Origin of the sequence: Modestobacter sp. VKM Ac-2977 (assembly GCF_026968045.1) — a bacterium.
Classification (GTDB): Bacteria; Actinomycetota; Actinomycetes; order Mycobacteriales; family Geodermatophilaceae; genus Modestobacter.
Map to the genome: position 1 here is coordinate 138,309 of NZ_JAPVBQ010000004.1, position 13,619 is coordinate 151,927.

Genomic DNA, 13,619 nt, shown 5'->3' on the forward strand with positions numbered 1-13,619 from the left:
GCGGGCCGGTGGACGGGGGCACAAGGAGACCCTTGATGCTGGTACTGGCACCACCACCCGACGTCGTCCCGAGGAGGTCCGCGTGACCGGTTCCCCACGCACCGAGCTGGCGGCCTTCCTGCGCTCCCGGCGCCGGCAGGTGGAGCCCGCCTCGGTGGGGCTGCCCGGGCACGGCGCCCGGCGCGCACCCGGGCTGCGCCGGGAGGAGGTCGCGCTGCTGTCCGGGGTCAGCCACACCTGGTACACGTGGCTGGAGCAGGGCCGGGACATCTCGCCGTCCCGGCAGGTGGTGGACGCCGTCGCCCGCACACTGCAGCTCTCGCCGGCCGAGCACGAGTACGTGCTGCGGCTGACCGGGCACGCCGCGACGGCACCGGCCGAGCCCGGTCCGGCGGAGCTGCCGGCACACGCCGTGCGGCTGCTGGACGCCCTGGGCCCCTCCCCCGCGTTCGTCCTCACGCACAGCTGGTCGATCCTCGGCTGGAACACCGCCTACGAGCGGCTCTACCCCGGGGTGGCCACGGCGCCGGAGGACGAGCGGAACCTGCTGTGGGTGGTGTTCACCGACCCCGCCGTGCGCAGCCTGCTCGGCGACTGGGCCACCGACAGCCGACGCTTCCTCACCCAGTTCCGGGCCGAGGTCGGCAGCCGGGTGCACGACCCGGCCGTCGTCGACCTGGTCGCCCGGCTGCAGGCGGCCAGCGAGCACTTCCGGGCCGGCTGGGCCAGCCACGACGTCGACTCGTTCAGCTCCAGCGAGCGCCGCTTCGAGCACCCCGAGGTGGGCGGCCTGCTGCTGGAGCACCACCAGCTCACCCTGGCTGACTCCCCGGACCTGCACCTGGTCGTCTACACGGCCGCCGCGGGCACCGACAGCGCCGCCCGGCTGGCCCGGCTGAGCAGCGACTGACCGACCCCCACCGGCCACCCCGCCGGATCTGGGACCATCGAGGGGTGGCTGTCGCTCGGATGCGGATGAGCCGGATCGCGCTCGTCCCCGTCCTCTTCCTGACGATCTGCGTGCTCCCGGTGACCGTCGGCACGCCCTGGGCGTGGCTGCTGATGGCGGTGCCGCTGGCGCTGGCCGCCTGGGTGTTCCGGGTCGGCGTCGACCTCGGGGACGACGGGGTCACCGTGCGGTCGCTGGTCGCCCGCCGCACGATCGCCTGGCCCGAGGTGGCCGGCATCCGGGTCGGTGCACGCGCCGACCTGTGGCTGGTCACGACCGCCGGCACCCAGCTGCAGCTGCCGGTGCTGCGGGCCCGCGACCTGCCCCGCCTGGCCGCCCTCTCCGGCGGCCGCATCCCCGCCCCCTGAGGAAGGACCCCACTGCCCCCACCACTCGCAAGCTCGCGGCGGGCCCCTGCAGCGGGGCCGTCAGTACTCGGTGACCACGTTGGACAGGGGCTCCCCGGCCAGCACCCGGGCCAGCTGGTCGGTGACGGCTGCGGTGGCGCGGTCATTGGTGGCGGGCACCGCGCCGGCCACGTGCGGGGTGAGCAGCAGGTTCGGCGCGGACCACAGCGGGTGGCCGGCGGGCAGCGGCTCGGGGTCGGTCACGTCCAGGGCGGCGCGCAGCCGGCCCGAGGTCAGCTCGGCCAGCAGGGCGTCGGTGTCGACCACCACACCGCGGGCGGCGTTGACCAGCAGGGCGTCGTCCTTCATCGCGGCGAGGAAGGCGGCGTCGACGAGGCCGGTGGTCTGCGGGGTCACCGGCACGATGAGCACCACGACGTCGGCCTCGGGCAGCAGCTGCGGCAGTTCGTCGATGCTCCGCACCCCGTCCCGGGCGGTGCGGGCGACGTAGGTGAGGTCGACGTCGAAGCCGGCCATCATCCGGCCGATCGTCCGGCCGATGTCCCCGGCGCCCACCATCAGCACCTTGGCGCCGATCAGCGAGTGCTCGGTGCGGAAGTCCCAGCGGCCGGCGTCCTGCTCGCGGGTGAAGTGCGGGATGCCCCGCTGCGCGGCCAGCGTGGCGGCGACCGCCCACTCCGCGGTGGAGGGGGTGTGCGCGCCGCGGGCGTTGCACAGGGTGACCCGCTCGGGGAGCCGGCCGACGAACTTCTCCGCCCCGGCGCTCATCAGCTGCACCAGCCGCAGCTGCGGCAGCGCGTCCAGCACCTCGGCGGCGATCTCCCCGCCGCCGCGCGGCACGAGCACCTGCGCCTGCGTCGCCTCCCCGGTGGGCGCCCCCTCGTCGGGGAACCGGTGGGCGCGGACGCGGGGCGAGAGGGCCTCGACCGCCTCGGCGAGGGCACGGGAGGGGACGAGCACGTGCAGCGTCTCCTCCGGGCCCAGGGGCAGCGTGGTGGCGGGGTCGGAGCCGGTGACGTCGGGCACGGGTCCCGACCCTAGGCGGGCCCGCTCGGCGCGGCGCGCCGGGCAGCCGCCGTACTGTTGCCGAGGTGGGACGGCGGACGACGGCACCCGGTGCCCGGCGGCTGACGGCACTGCTCCTGGGCGGGCTGCTGCTGGCCGGTTGCGGTGGCGGCTACGAGCCGGCCGGCCCCTTCCGCGACGTGCCGCAGGGTCAGCCCCCGCAGGTCGCCCCGCCGCTGGAGAGCACCCCGATCCCGGCGCCCGGCCGGCCGTCCACCCCGGGCGCCGAGGACGAGCAGGCCGGTGACCCGAACGTGGTCGCCACCGACCTCGTCGTGCCCACCGCCCTGGCGCTGCTGCCCGACGGGACGGCGGTGGTCGGTGAGCGGGACACCGGGCGGCTGCTGCAGGTCTTCCCAGACCGCGCCGAGCCGCGGGAGCTGATGACCGTGCCGGGCGTCGACACCGGCGGGGAGGGCGGGCTGCTCGGGCTGGCCCTCTCGCCGACGTTCGCCGAGGACGGGCTGTTCTACGCCTACGTCTCCACCGCGACCGACAACCGGGTGGTGCGCTTCCCGATCGGCGGCACGCCCAACCCGGTGCTGACCGGCATCCCCCGCGGCGAGGTGCACAACGGCGGCGGCCTGCTCTTCGGGCCGGACGGCGTGCTGTACGTGGGCACCGGCGACGTCGGCGACCCGGCTCTGGCGGCCGACCCGGCATCGCTGGCCGGCAAGGTGCTGGCCGTCGACGTCTTCGGTCAGCCGGTCGGCGCCGGCCCGGTCCTGACCCTCGGGCACCGGGACGTCACCGCGCTCTGCCAGGGCGGCGAGCAGCTCTACGGGACCGACGACGCGCTGCAGGGGCCCGACGAGTTCAACGCCCTCGTGGCCGGCGGCGACTACGGGCCCGGCGGCATCGCACCGGTGCTCGAGGTGCCCGGGGAGGAAGGCGGGTTGGGTGGCTGCGCGGTCACCGGGCCCTACGTCTTCCTCGGGGCGCTCGACGGGCAGCAGGTGCACGTCGTCGAGCTCGACGGGGCGCGGGTCCCGGTCGAGGAGCCGACGGCGTTCCTGGACGAGGACTACGGCCGGCTGCGCGCGGTGGCCCTGGACGCCGAGGGCGCGCTGTGGATCACCACCTCCAACCGCGACGGGGTGGGCACGCCGGCCGAGGACGACGACAAGGTGCTGCGGGTGCTCCCGCCGACCTCCTCGGCCGGCTCCCCGCTGTAGCCGGGCCGGGACTACCGGGTGAAGCGGTGGACCACGTGGTCCGGCGGGTCGACCGGGTTGTCCGGCACCAGCTCACCGTCGGCGTACCAGTGGGCCCCGGCGCGGCGCAGCGCCCGCCACGAGGCCTCGTTGCCCAGCGCCACGGCGACCAGCACGTCCCGCGCCTCAGGGTGGTCGGCGAAGCCCCGCGCCACGGCGGCGGCGATCATCGCCGCCCCCAGCCCCCGGCCGCGCGCCTCCGGCTCACCGACCAGGTAGTCGATGCTCAGCGCGCCAGCGGGCACCTCGCAGATCGCCGACAGCTCGGTGAGCGACTCCGGTTCGTCGGCGAACGCGTACACCTGCACCAGGCCGAACGGCTGCCCGTCGTGGACGCCGAGGTACACCGCGGTCGGGTCGGTGCCGTCGACGCTGGGCCCGTACTGCCGCTCGACCGCGGCGAGGCTCGGGTCGTCGTCCCACCGGCGGGCGACCAGCGGCTCGGCCAGCCAGCGGCTGAGCAGCGGGAAGTCCGCCCGCCGCAGCGGGCGCAGCTCGACGGCGGGCAGCCCCACCGCCCCAGGCTAGGAGCCCAGCACCCGCTCCTCCAGCATCCGCTTCACGGTGGGGGCATCGGCCTTGCCGCGGGTGGTCTTCATGACCGCCCCGACGAGCGCACCCAGCGCCTGGACCTTGCCGGCCTTGACCTTGGCGATGACGTCGGGGGCGCCGGCGATCGCAGCCTCGACGGCGGCGACCAGCTCGTCGGACTCCCCCATCACCGCCAGCCCCTGCGCCTCGACGACCTGCGCCGGGTCGCCCTGGCCGGCCAGCACGCCGTCGAGCACCTGGCGGGCGAGCCCGTCGTTGATGGTGCCCTCGTTGACCAGCCGGACCAGCTCGGCCACCTGTGCCGGGGTGATCGACAGCTCGGCGAGCTCGGTGCCGGCCTCGTTGGCCCGGCGGGCGAGGTCGCCCAGCCACCACTTGCGGGCGTCACCCGGGGTGGCGCCGGCGGCAACGGTCTGCTCGACCAGGCCGAGCGCTCCGGCGTTGGCCAGCCAGGTCATCTCGGTGCCGGAGATGCCCCACTCCTGCTGGAGCCGGGTACGGCGGGCAGCGGGCAGCTCGGGCAGCTCGGCGCGCAGCTTCTCGATCCACTCGGCGTCGGGCGCCAGCGGCACCAGGTCGGGCTCGGGGAAGTACCGGTAGTCGGTCGCCTCCTCCTTGCTGCGCCCGGAGGAGGTGCTGCCGGTGTCCTCGTGGAAGTGCCGGGTCTCCTGCACGATCCGGCCACCTCCGTCGAGGACGGCGGCCTGCCGGCGCATCTCGAAGCGGACGGCGCGCTCGACCGACCGCAGCGAGTTCACGTTCTTGGTCTCGGTGCGGGTGCCCCACTCCAGGTCGCCGACCGGGTTGAGCGAGATGTTGACGTCGCAGCGCAGGCTGCCCTGCTCCATCCGTACGTCGGAGACGCCGAGGGCCTGGACGATCTCGCGCAGCTCGGTGACGTAGGCGCGGGCGACCTCGGGGGCCAGCCGGCCGGCACCGGGCACCGGGCGGGTGACGATCTCGACCAGCGGGATGCCGGCCCGGTTGAAGTCGATCAGCGAGTGGTCGGCGCCGTGGATGCGCCCGGTGGCCCCACCGACGTGCAGGTTCTTGCCGGTGTCCTCCTCCAGGTGCACCCGCTCGATCTCCACGCGGTGCGTCGTCCCGTCGACCTCGACGTCCAGGTGGCCGGCGACGCACAGCGGCTCGTCGTACTGGCTGGTCTGGAAGCCCTTGGGGATGTCGGGGTAGAAGTAGTTCTTCCGGGCGAACCGCGACCAGTTCGCGATCCGGCAGCCCAGCGCCAGGCCGATCTTGATGGTCGCCTCGACGGCGGCGGCGTTGGCCACCGGCAGCGAGCCGGGCATGCCCAGGCACACCGGGCAGGTGTGCGTGTTGGGCTCGGCACCGAAGGTGGTGGCGCAGCCGCAGAACATCTTGGAGGCGGTGCCCAGCTCGACGTGGGTCTCCAGCCCGATGACCGGCTCGTAGCGGGTCAGGACGTCGTCGAACTCGACCAGCCGGTCGGCGGTGCTGGTCATGGCTTCTCCTCCGGGTGGGACGTCGTGGTCGAGCCGGTGGCGGCGCTGCGGGTGGTGAACCAGGCACCGATCGCGGTCAGCACGCCCAGCACGATGAAGACGGCGAAGATCGCCTGGCCGGTCACGGCCCAGAGCACGGCGCCGGCGACGATCACGAAGACGGTCAGCCCCCAGGCTGCCTTCATGGGCCCGTTCACGCGGCACCCGCCGGGGTGCCCAGCTCGTCGAGCAGCCGGTGGCCTCGGGCGGCGTCCTGCGCGGCCTCCAGCGCGGCGGCGACCCGGTAGCAGCGGTCGTCGGCCAGCGCCGGGGCCATCACCTGCAGCCCGACCGGCAGCCCCTCGGACAGCCCACTGGGCACCGAGATCGCCGGGAGGCCGGCCAGGCTGGCCGGCAGGGTGCACAGGTCGGCGGCGTACATCGAGATCGGGTCGTCGACCCGGGTGCCGATCGGGAACGCGACGGTCGGGGTGGTGGGGCTGACCAGCACGTCGACGCCGGCGAAGGCGGCGCTGAAGTCGCGGGTGATCAGCGTGCGCACCTTCTGCGCCTGGCCGTAGTAGGCCTCGTAGTACCCGCTGGACAGCGCGTAGGTGCCCAGGATGATCCGCCGCTTGACCTCCGGGCCGAAGCCCTGCTCCCGGGTGATCGCCATGACCTCGTCGAGGTCCCGGCTGCCGTCGTCGCCGGCCCGCAGGCCGAACCGGACACCCTCGTAGCGGGCCAGGTTGCTGGAGGCCTCGCTCGGCGCGATCAGGTAGTAGGCGGGCAGCGCCAGGTCGAAGGAGGGGCAGGAGACCTCGGTGACCTCCGCGCCCAGCCCGGCCAACACCTCGATCGCCTCGCGGGTGCGGGCCAGGACGCCGGGCTCGTAGCCCTCGGCGTGGCCCTCCCCACCGAGCTCGCGGACGACCCCGACCCGCACGCCGCGCAGGTCGCCGGCCGCGCCTTCCCGGGCGGCGTCGGCCAGCCGGGCCAGCGGGGTGTCGATGCTGGTGGAGTCGCGCGGGTCGTGGCCGCCGATGACCTCGTGCATCACCGCGGCGTCCAGCACCGTGCGGGCCATCGGCCCCGCCTGGTCCAGGCTGGAGGAGAAGGCGATCAGGCCGTAGCGGGAGACCGAGCCGTAGGTCGGCTTGTGCCCGACCAGCCCGGTGAGCGCGGCCGGCTGCCGGATGGAGCCGCCGGTGTCGGTGCCGATGGACCAGGGCGCGAGGTGCCCAGCGACCGCGGCGCTGGAGCCGCCGGAGGAGCCGCCGGGGATGCGCTCGGCATCCCAGGGGTTGCGGGTCACCTGGTAGGCGGAGTTCTCGGTGGAGGAGCCCATCGCGAACTCGTCCATGTTGGTCTTGCCCAGCAGCACGGTGCCGGCCTCGGCGAGCCGGGTGGCGACCGTGGCGCTGTACGGCGGGCGCCAGCCCTCGAGGATCTTCGAGCCGCTCGTGGTGGGCACGCCCTCAGTGACCACCAGGTCCTTCAGCGCCAGCGGCACGCCGGCCAGCGGGCCGAGCTCGGCGCCGGTGGCGCGGGCCTGGTCGACCGCGGCGGCCGCGGCGAGCGCGGCGTCGTCCTCGACGTGCAGGTAGGCGCCGAGCCGGCCGTCGTCGGCGGCGATCCGGTCCAGGTGCGCGCGGGTCACCTCGACGGCGCTCACCTCGCCGGAGCCCAGCAGCCGGGACAGCTCGGCGACGTCGGCGCGGGTCAGGTCACTGCTGGTGCCGGTCACTCGGCGTCCCCCAGGATGCGCGGCACGCGGATGCGGCCGTCCTCGGCGGCGGGCGCACCGGCCAGCACGACGTCGCGGTCCAGGCTGGGGGTCACCTCGTCGGGGCGGAGCACGTTGGTCAGCGGGACGGCGTGGGTCATCGGCGGCACGTCGGCCACCGCGGCCTCACCGACCCGGGCGACGGCGGCGAGCACCTGGTCGAGCTGGCCGGCGAACCGGTCGAGCTCCTCGTCGGTGACGGCCAGGCGCGACAGACGCGCCAGGTGTGCGACGTCGGAACGGGAGATGCTGCTCATGCTGCGCTGGGACCCCACTTCGGCGGCCGGACGGGCCCGGCCTCGACTCGCTCCAGGACTCAGCCACTCTACGTGGCGCGACCGGGCCACCCGACCGCGAGCCGGGTTGGTCCCGGGGCCCTCGATGCGGCAGGCTCCCCCTGTCCGCGATCGACGGTGATCGGCCCCGCCTCAGCACCACGTCCGGGGGGATCCGTGTCCTACCTCTTGCGGCTGGTCGTCCCCGACCGGCCCGGCACCCTGGGCGCCGTCGCGACGGCGCTCGGCCAGGCCGGCATCGACATCGTCTCCGTCGACGTCCTGGAGCGCGGCAACGGTGTCGCCGTCGACGACATCGTCGTGGAGCTCCCGGCCGACCGGGTCGCCGACAGCCTGATCACCGCCGCCACCGCGGTGCCGGGTGTGCAGGTCGAGTCGCTGCGCCCCTTCGCCGGTCCGATGGACACCCACCGGGAGCTGGAGCTGCTCGAGGCGCTGGCCCCGGCCGGGGCGGGCACCGCCAAGGTGCTCGCCGCCGAGCTCCCCCGGGTGTTCCGCAGCGGCTGGGCGGTGGTGCTCGCCGGTTCCGCCGACCAGCTCACCGTGCTGGCCGCGTCCGACGCCGCACCTTCACTGGAGGACATCCGCACCCCGTGGCTGCCGTTGACCACGCCCCTGCTGCTGCCCAGCGACGGTGACTGGGTGCCCCTGCGCTGGCAGGAGATGGCGGTGGAGATGATGGCCGCGCCGCTGGGCCCCGAGGGCACCGCGGTGCTGCTCGGCCGGTCCGGCGGGCCGGCGTTCCGGCGCTCGGAGCTGCTGCGCCTGGCCCACCTGACCGGGCTCGCCGCGACGGTCACCCGGCTCCCACCGGCCTGAAGGACCCCGCTGCCCCCCACCCTGCAGCGGGGCCGTCAGGCTTCGGCGGGCTCCGAGCCGTCGCCGATGGTGGCGACCTCGCGGGCGGCGTCCGGCCCCTGCTCGAGCAGCACCGTGAAGCCGTCGTCGTCCAGGACCGGCGCCTTCACCGCGACGGCCTTGTCGTACTTGCTGCCGGGGTCGGCGCCGACGACGACGAAGCCGGTCTTCTTCGACACCGAGCCGGTGACCTTGCCCCCGCGCTCCTGGATGGCGGCGATCGCCTGGTCCCGGCTGTGGTCGCGCAGTGAGCCGGTGACGACGACGGTGATGCCGGTCAGCGGCCCGGGCCCGGAATCGGACTCGGGGTCGGCCAGCCGCACCCCCGCGGCCCGCCACTTCTCCACCACGTCGCGGTGCCAGTCGACGGTGAACCAGTCGCGCACCGCCGTGGCGATGGTCGGCCCGACGCCCTCGGCGGCGGCCAGCTCCTCCTCGCTCGCGGCCATCAACCGGTCGACCGAGCGGAACTCCCGGGCGAGCGCCTGGGCCGCCGTGGGGCCGACGTGCCGGATCGACAGCGCCACGAGCACCCGCCACAGCGGGACGTCCTTGCGGGTCTGCAGGTTGGTCAGCAGCCGCTTCCCGTTGGCCGAGAGGGTGCCGTCCTTCTTGGTGAAGAAGTCGGTGCGGCACAGCGCGTCCTCGTCGAGGGTGAAGACGTCGCCCTCGTCGGCGAGCAGCCGGCTCTCCAGCAGGGCGGTCGCCGCCTCGTAGCCGAGCACCTCGATGTCGAAGGCGCCGCGGCCGGCGACGTGGAAGACCCGCTCCCGGAGCTGGGCGGGGCAGGAGCGGGCGTTCGGGCAGCGGATGTCGGCGTCGCCCTCCTTCTCCGGCCGCAGCTCGGTGCCGCACTCGGGGCAGTGCGTGGGGAAGACGAACTCCCGCTCGGAGCCGTCGCGGGCCGCCACCACCGGGCCGAGCACCTCGGGGATGACGTCGCCGGCCTTGCGGATGACGACCGTGTCGCCGATCAGCACGCCCTTGCGCTTGACCTCGCTGGCGTTGTGCAGCGTGGCCAGCTGCACGGTGGACCCGGCGACCTTCACCGGCTCCATGTAGGCGAACGGGGTGACCCGCCCGGTGCGGCCGACGTTGACCCGGATGTCGTGCAGCTTCGTCGTCGCCTCCTCCGGGGGGTACTTGAACGCGATGGCCCACCGCGGCGCGCGGCTGGTGGACCCGAGCCGGCGCTGCAGGGCGACCTGGTCGACCTTGACGACGACGCCGTCGATCTCGTGCTCGACGGCGTGCCGCTGCTCGCGGTACCGCTCGATGTAGGCCCAGACGCCGGTGAGGTCGTCGACCACCTCGTACCGGGCGCTGACCGGCAGCCCCCAGGCGCGCAGCTGCTCGTAGGCGTCGGACTGGCGGGCGGGCTCGAAGCCGCGGCGCGCGCCGATGCCGTGCACGACCATGCTGAGCGGGCGCTTCGCCGTCTCCCGGGCGTCCTTCTGCCGCAGCGAGCCGGCCGCGGCGTTGCGCGGGTTGGCGAACGGCGCCTTGCCCGCCTCGACCAGGCCGGCGTTGACCTCGGCGAACGCGGCGACCGGGAAGTAGACCTCGCCGCGGACCTCGAGGAACTCCGGCACGTCGTCGCCGGTGAGCTGCTGGGGGACGACGGCCAGGGTGCGGACGTTGGCGGTGACGTCCTCCCCCGTCGTCCCGTCGCCGCGGGTGGCCGCGCCGACCAGCCGGCCGCGTTCGTAGACCAGGTCGATGGCCAGCCCGTCGACCTTCAGCTCGCAGAGGTAACCGGCGCCGGCGGCGCCGTCCCGCTCCGCGCGGGCAGCCCAGGCGGAGAGCTCGTCGGAGGAGAAGGCGTTGTCCAGGCTCTGCATCCGCTCCGGGTGGGTGACCGGGGCGAAGGTGGCGCCGAAGCCGCCGTTGACCTTCTGGCTGGGTGACTCCGGGGTCAGCAGTGCGGGGTGGGCCACCTCCAACGCCGTGAGCTCGCCCATCAGCTCGTCGTACTGGCCGTCGCTGACCAGCGGGGCGTCCTGCACGTAGTAGGCGAAGGCGTACCGGTCGAGCTCCTCGGACAGGTCGCGGTGCCGGGTGCGGACCTCGTCGGGCACCTCGGTGACGTCCTGCCGGTCGACGGCCGCCTCGACCGTGGGCTGGTCGGCCCGCTCCACCGTGTCCTGCTCCCCTGCCTCGCTGCTCACGGACGAGACGTTATCCGGCGACTCCGACGGGAAACGGCAGCACAGGCGGCAGCGCGCCACCTCGGGCAGCGAGCAGCTTCCGACGCCGCTACAGCGGTGGGCCGATGAGGATCTCGGTGTCGTCGGGGCGGTAGGTGCGCCATCGACCACCGGGATCTCGCTGCACCCGGAAGCCGTGGTGGACCTTCGTGTGGTGCCGTTCGCACAACAACGCTGAGTTCTGCAGCGAGGTCTCGCCGCCGTGCAGCCAGTGGATCAGGTGGTGGACGTCGCACCACCAACTCGGGGCGCCGCAGCCGGCGAACACGCAGCTCTTGTCCCGCCGTTCCACGGCCTTGCGCAGCCCGGGAGTGACCACCCGGTGGTCCCGCCCCAGGTCCAGCGGCACCCCATCGGGGCCCATCACGATCCGGGAGATGCTGCCGTCACAAGCCAGGTAGCGGGCCCGCGCGGCCGAGATCGTCGCCCCGAACCCGGTGCTCGCCGCCCCGGCACCGGTGGCCGGGTCCACCAGGTCGTCGAGGTCGATGCCCACCACCACGTGCGGCTTCACCGTCCGCAGGATCGGCAGATCACCGCTGGCCAACTGGTTGTCACACAGCTGCACCAGCGCGTCGGCGTTCTGCTGCGCCCGGGTCCGCTCATCGCCCCGGGGGCGGTCGGCCTGCACCATCGACTCGATCGCCGCCTGCACCTTCTCCCCACCCACGGCGTCGAGGTCGAACCGGCCGGTGACGCTGCCGTCGGCGTGCTTGGCGATCGTCAACCGCCGGCCCTCGGTCGGGTCCGGCTCCGGGCCGTCGGGGTCCAGCGCGTCCTCGAAGGCCTGCACTGCAGCGACCAACGACTGGTGCGGAGCGACCGCGGCCACCTGTGCCCACGCCTGGTCGAACGCGGCCAGGTCGATCCCCTGCTCCTCGGCTCGAGCCCGCTCACGCTCCCCCACCGCGGCAGCGACCACGTCCATCTGAGCCGCGGTCACTGACCCCTCCGCGAAACCGGCCGCCAGCGCCGGGAAGTGCTCCAACGCCCGCCCGGACCGCAGGATCCGCGACGCGTCGCTCGCCGACAGCCGGGCGTGCCCGATCAGCCACGACCGCATCGACTTCAACCCGTCGTGCTCGGCGGCCTGCACGGTGTCCGCGCGGCGCACCGTGCGGGTCAGCTCCGCCGACGCACGGTTGACCACCTGCACCAGCAAGGCGGTCCGATCCAGCATCTGCCCGTCGGACAACCCGTGCAGGTCATCGGCCGCCAAGGCGTCCAGAGCTGACAGCAACTCGCTCACGGACACCTCCTGACGTGTTCGAACGTGTGTACGAATTCTATCGCCGATAAAGGCCTTCAGCAACCCATACCCGCAGGTCAGAGGCATGTCCACAGATGCGGAAAGCCGCTTGACACGGCTCGCGCGGCACCCATCATGGCTCCGTGCACCCAGACCTCGAGCGCGCTCTCCAGCCGGTCCTCGACGACCTCCGGGCCACGTCGGCGCCGCTTCCCCGCCGGGTCGACGACGACCGGCCCGACAGCGACGACGACGGACCGTTCGCGGCGCGGGCGATGCTGTGGGGCCACGACGGCAGAGGTCAGGGCGTCTTCGTGGAGCTCCGCCTCTCACAGCCCGAACAGGTCGCGCAGGTGGCCGACGGGGTGCAGGCGTGGGCCGTCGAGGAACTGTGGGGCAGCGCCCCCACCAACTGGCCGCGCTGCCCGCGGCACCCCGACACCCACCCCCTCCAGGCACAGGTGCGGGACGCCGCCGCCTGGTGGGTGTGTCCGCGTGACGACGTCCCGGTCAGCGAGGTCGGGGGCCTCGGCTGAGCCGGGGCGTCACTCCGGCAGCAGGTACTTCGCGGCCTCGCGGACGTGCGCCATCGCCGTCCGGGCGTAGGCCTGGCTCGCCCCGGCCAAGCCACAGGACGGCGTGAGCGTCACCGCGCCGGCCAGCTCCTCGGCCGGGAAGCCCAGCTCCCGCCACCAGGCCTGCACGCGGCTGGCGGTCGCCTTCGGCCGGCCCAGGTCGGTGTCGGTACCGGGGACGACGCCCACGAGCAGGTGGGTGCCGGCCTCGATGGCGGTGCCGACGGCGTCGAGGTCCTGCACCAGGCCCAGGTCGAAGGAGAGCCCCTGCGCCCCGGCGGCCCGGAAGAGGTCGAGCGGGGCGCGCTGGGCGCAGCAGTGCACCACGACCGGTGCCGACACCTGGCGGACGAGCCCGGTGAGCTGCTCCTCCACGACGTTCGACTCGATCGCCGACAGCTTGCCGAACCCGCTGGCGGTGGGCAGCCCGCCCTGCAGCACGGCGGGCACCGACGGCTCGTCCAGCTGCACGACGACCGAGGCCCCCGGCACCCGGGCGGAGACGGCGGCGACGTGGGCACCGATCCCCTCGGCGAGGGACTGCGCCAGGTCGCGGAGCGCCCCGGCGTCCACCACGGCCCGGTCGCCACGACTGCGCTCCAGCCCGGCGGCCAGGGTCCACGGCCCGGCCACCTGGATCTTCAACGGCCCCACGTAGCGCTCGGCCACCTCGTAGAGGGCGTCGAGGTCGCGGGCCAGGGCCTCCCGGGCCCGGCGCAGGTCGGCGCCGGGACGGGCGACCAGCCGCCAGCCCGCCGGGGTGAGGTCGACGTAGAGGTCGACCAGCAGGGCGGCCGCGCGACCGATCAGGTCCGACCCGGCGCCGCGGCCGGGCAGCTCGGGCAGGTGCGGGAGGTCCGGCAGCTCGCCGACGACCAGCCGCATCGCCTCGACCGGGTCGGTGCCGGGCAGGGACCCGACGCCGGTGGCCGGCCCCCACACCGGGAGCGCCGACCGCACCTCGCCGTCGGCGCCCGGCTCACTGCTGTCGTCCGGGAGGTGCGTCGCCGAGGTCACGTGCCGACCGTAGCCCGCCGTCC

Annotated in this window: 14 protein-coding genes; 5 read left to right on the forward strand and 9 right to left on the reverse strand. The window is 74.5% G+C overall.

All coding sequences use genetic code 11. The features are described from left to right. The first annotated feature begins 82 nt into the window (after nt 1-82). Together O2V63_RS17270 and O2V63_RS17275 are read left to right on the forward strand one after the other, a co-directional pair. Nucleotides 83-910 carry a helix-turn-helix transcriptional regulator gene (locus O2V63_RS17270; RefSeq protein ID WP_269168769.1) on the forward strand — a complete coding sequence of 276 codons (828 nt, stop codon included), beginning with the start codon at nt 83-85 and terminating at the stop codon, nt 908-910. A gap of 44 nt (nt 911-954) precedes the next feature. After that, entirely contained in the window at nt 955-1,317 is a 363-nt protein-coding gene (locus O2V63_RS17275; protein ID WP_269168770.1) for a PH domain-containing protein, read from the forward strand. Nucleotides 1,318-1,377: 60 nt separating this feature from the next. On the opposite strand, the gene O2V63_RS17280 is transcribed toward O2V63_RS17275, so the two are convergent. Continuing rightward, nucleotides 1,378-2,343, reverse strand: coding sequence for a 2-hydroxyacid dehydrogenase (locus O2V63_RS17280; RefSeq protein ID WP_269168771.1), 966 nt, complete (start codon nt 2,341-2,343; stop codon nt 1,378-1,380). Between the two features lie 65 nt (nt 2,344-2,408). On the opposite strand from O2V63_RS17280, the gene O2V63_RS17285 reads away from it, so the two are divergent. Next, entirely contained in the window at nt 2,409-3,557 is a 1,149-nt protein-coding gene (locus O2V63_RS17285) for a PQQ-dependent sugar dehydrogenase (protein ID WP_269168772.1), read from the forward strand. 11 nt (nt 3,558-3,568) lie between these two features. Here the strand turns inward: O2V63_RS17285 and O2V63_RS17290 are convergent, their stop codons facing one another. From O2V63_RS17290 to gatC, 5 genes are read right to left on the reverse strand one after another with little or no spacing between them, the layout of a single operon-like run. Then, nucleotides 3,569-4,111, reverse strand: coding sequence for a GNAT family N-acetyltransferase (locus O2V63_RS17290; RefSeq protein WP_269168773.1), 543 nt, complete (start codon nt 4,109-4,111; stop codon nt 3,569-3,571). Between the two features lie 9 nt (nt 4,112-4,120). Further along, the gene (gene gatB, locus O2V63_RS17295) at nt 4,121-5,629 is read right to left on the reverse strand and encodes an Asp-tRNA(Asn)/Glu-tRNA(Gln) amidotransferase subunit GatB (protein ID WP_269168774.1); all 1,509 of its coding nucleotides are present in this window, start codon (nt 5,627-5,629) and stop codon (nt 4,121-4,123) included. Beyond that, a complete protein-coding gene (locus tag O2V63_RS17300) occupies nt 5,626-5,814 on the reverse strand; it encodes a hypothetical protein (protein WP_269168775.1) in 189 nt (62 codons plus the stop codon). The genes gatB and O2V63_RS17300 overlap by 4 nt, the downstream gene beginning before the upstream one ends. A gap of 8 nt (nt 5,815-5,822) precedes the next feature. Then, nucleotides 5,823-7,355, reverse strand: a complete 1,533-nt coding sequence (gene gatA / locus O2V63_RS17305; RefSeq protein WP_269168776.1) for an Asp-tRNA(Asn)/Glu-tRNA(Gln) amidotransferase subunit GatA — start codon at nt 7,353-7,355, stop codon at nt 5,823-5,825. Further along, a complete protein-coding gene (gatC, locus tag O2V63_RS17310; protein ID WP_269168777.1) occupies nt 7,352-7,651 on the reverse strand; it encodes an Asp-tRNA(Asn)/Glu-tRNA(Gln) amidotransferase subunit GatC in 300 nt (99 codons plus the stop codon). Before gatC ends, gatA begins: the two co-directional genes overlap by 4 nt. A gap of 195 nt (nt 7,652-7,846) precedes the next feature. Here gatC and O2V63_RS17315 point away from each other — a divergent pair, with 195 nt between their 5' ends. Beyond that, nucleotides 7,847-8,509 (forward strand): ACT domain-containing protein, encoded by a 663-nt coding sequence (locus tag O2V63_RS17315; protein WP_269168778.1) that lies wholly within the window; start codon nt 7,847-7,849, stop codon nt 8,507-8,509. A 35-nt stretch (nt 8,510-8,544) separates the two neighbouring features. Here the strand turns inward: O2V63_RS17315 and ligA are convergent, their stop codons facing one another. Further along, nucleotides 8,545-10,716: an NAD-dependent DNA ligase LigA gene (ligA, locus tag O2V63_RS17320; RefSeq protein ID WP_269168779.1), complete on the reverse strand. Its 2,172-nt coding sequence runs from the start codon at nt 10,714-10,716 to the stop codon at nt 8,545-8,547. Between the two features lie 88 nt (nt 10,717-10,804). Further along, entirely contained in the window at nt 10,805-12,004 is a 1,200-nt protein-coding gene (locus tag O2V63_RS17325; RefSeq protein WP_269168780.1) for an HNH endonuclease signature motif containing protein, read from the reverse strand. Nucleotides 12,005-12,147: 143 nt separating this feature from the next. On the opposite strand from O2V63_RS17325, the gene O2V63_RS17330 reads away from it, so the two are divergent. Then, complete coding sequence (locus O2V63_RS17330; protein WP_269168781.1) at nt 12,148-12,540, forward strand: hypothetical protein; 393 nt, start codon at nt 12,148-12,150, stop codon at nt 12,538-12,540. Between the two features lie 9 nt (nt 12,541-12,549). Here O2V63_RS17330 and O2V63_RS17335 read toward each other — a convergent pair whose 3' ends face one another. Continuing rightward, a complete protein-coding gene (locus tag O2V63_RS17335; protein ID WP_269168782.1) occupies nt 12,550-13,596 on the reverse strand; it encodes a methionine synthase in 1,047 nt (348 codons plus the stop codon). Nucleotides 13,597-13,619 lie beyond the last annotated feature (23 nt).